General features: G+C 65.2%; 2 protein-coding genes. One reads left to right on the top strand and one right to left on the bottom strand.

What is annotated here, in order from left to right:
• Window positions 1–503 precede the first annotated feature (503 nt).
• Window positions 504–680, top strand: a complete 177-nt coding sequence (locus ACX80F_RS16985) for a CsbD family protein (RefSeq protein WP_459337555.1) — start codon at window positions 504–506, stop codon at window positions 678–680.
• A 54-nt stretch (window positions 681–734) separates the two neighbouring features.
• On the opposite strand, the gene ACX80F_RS16980 is transcribed toward ACX80F_RS16985, so the two are convergent.
• The gene (locus ACX80F_RS16980; protein ID WP_459337554.1) at window positions 735–1,610 is read right to left on the bottom strand and encodes a class I SAM-dependent methyltransferase; all 876 of its coding nucleotides are present in this window, start codon (window positions 1,608–1,610) and stop codon (window positions 735–737) included.
• Window positions 1,611–1,772: the final 162 nt, after the last annotated feature.

Raw genomic sequence — 1,772 nt, 5'->3', positions numbered from 1 at the left:
ACAATCGGTATCAACAAACTTGGCACACTATTGAGTTCTCAAACAACAGGAACAACCGGCACCAAACACAACCAAACCGTCATGTCATCGCTCCGGAGCAACTTTTCAAGCCTACCCGCACCCGCCCTCTGCGGCAAATCCGCTCGGTCCCGGCCGGTTGTCACACCGGCGCTGCGACCCTCGAGCTGAAGAACCATACGAGGAAACCAGAAGAAGCGGGAACCAGGATGCCAAGAGCATGCTCGAACCGCTTCATTCAGTTGGGGGGTTCGTCGCCCTCACCGGGGCAACTCCATAACTATACGGCCGCCGTACCCGCTCTGCCAAATCGCGGGCCCGGTCGACCTTTCTCCTCGGGCGACGGGCATTCGTTGAGGCGTTTCTGCCGTCCCGTACCTCCACCGGCAAGCCGGCCCCGCCCGCGACGAAGGCCTCTGCCTACACTGGGCTTCCGGTCGGGACAACGATCGACCGGCTCAGGAACCGACCGCAAGGAGAACACCATGGGACTCGACGACAAAATCGCCAACGCTGCGCAGAAGGTCGGAGGTCAGAGCAAGGAGGCCGCGGGCAACGCGACCGGCGACGAGCGCCTCCAGGCCGAGGGTCGGAGCGATCAGGCCAAGGGAGACCTCAAGCAGGCCGGCGAAAAACTCAAGGACGCATTCAAGAAGAGCTGACGCTACAGCCCGGGGCGACCCCGCCGGCGGTCCGACTGTCCCGCTCGTCAACTCCTACTGCAGTGCTGAGCCGGAGGTGGACCGCGTCTCGCCCTCCCCCGCCTTCACCAGAGTGAAGATCCCGTAGTGCATCGCACCGGTACGGTACGCCAGGATCAGGCGGGGGAGGCTGAGGGCGAAGACGCGATTGCGCGCGCTGAGCGCGAGTCGTCGAGTGTCGCGATCGACGAATAGAGCTTTGACGAGTCGGCGGGCGCAGATCGTCCAGGTGCGTGCCACGCTGCGGCTGACATCCTCGTAGCCGGCGATCTCGAAGCCCGCGGCGATCGCCATTGCTTCGTACTCCTCGCGGGTACCCATCGAGGGAAGACGCCCTTCGCGGCAGATCGGCTCGAGTAGGTGGCGAACCTTCCATTCCCCGGCATCGGTACCTGCGAGCCACGCGCAGACGACGAGGCGGCCACCCGGTGAGAGAACGCGATGCGACTCACCGAAGAACAGCGGCTTGTCGACCATGTGTTCGCTCGACTCGATCGACCAGGCCGCATCGGCCGACGCGTCGGGCAACCCGTTGACGAGCCAGTCCCGGACCTGGATGTCCACACCGGGTAGGGCCCGCTCCTCGGCATAGTGGGCCTGCTCCGCGGAGAGGGTAAAACCGGTGACGCCGACCCCGCGCGTCACTGCGAGCCGCCGGGCGGTGGATCCGTAACCGCAGCCGATGTCGACGCACACGGCGCCGGGTACGAGGCGCAGCCGGTCGGCCACCGTGTCGACCAGCGCCTCGACCGCCTCCGTGGGCGTCTCGCGACCTGTCACCCAGAGCCCGTGATGCACATGCTCGCCCCACACCCGACGGTAAACCGGATCCAGCTCGTCGTAATGATCGGCGACGGCCACGGCGTTCTGCGAAGTATTGGGGATGATCACGTCGTCACACTACAAGTCCGACCCTCCCCGTGGAAGGCCCTGCCGGCTCGCCCGGTGTCGGATGCTGTGGTTGTTAAAGTGGGGAAGGCCCCGCACCTGGTGGTGTGGGGCCTTCCCGTGAGTGGTTGTCCGGCGGTGTCCTACTCTCCCACACTCTCTCGG

The organism is Arthrobacter sp. TMS2-4 (assembly GCF_054511075.1).
This window is presented reverse-complemented; position numbering and strand designations above follow the sequence as displayed.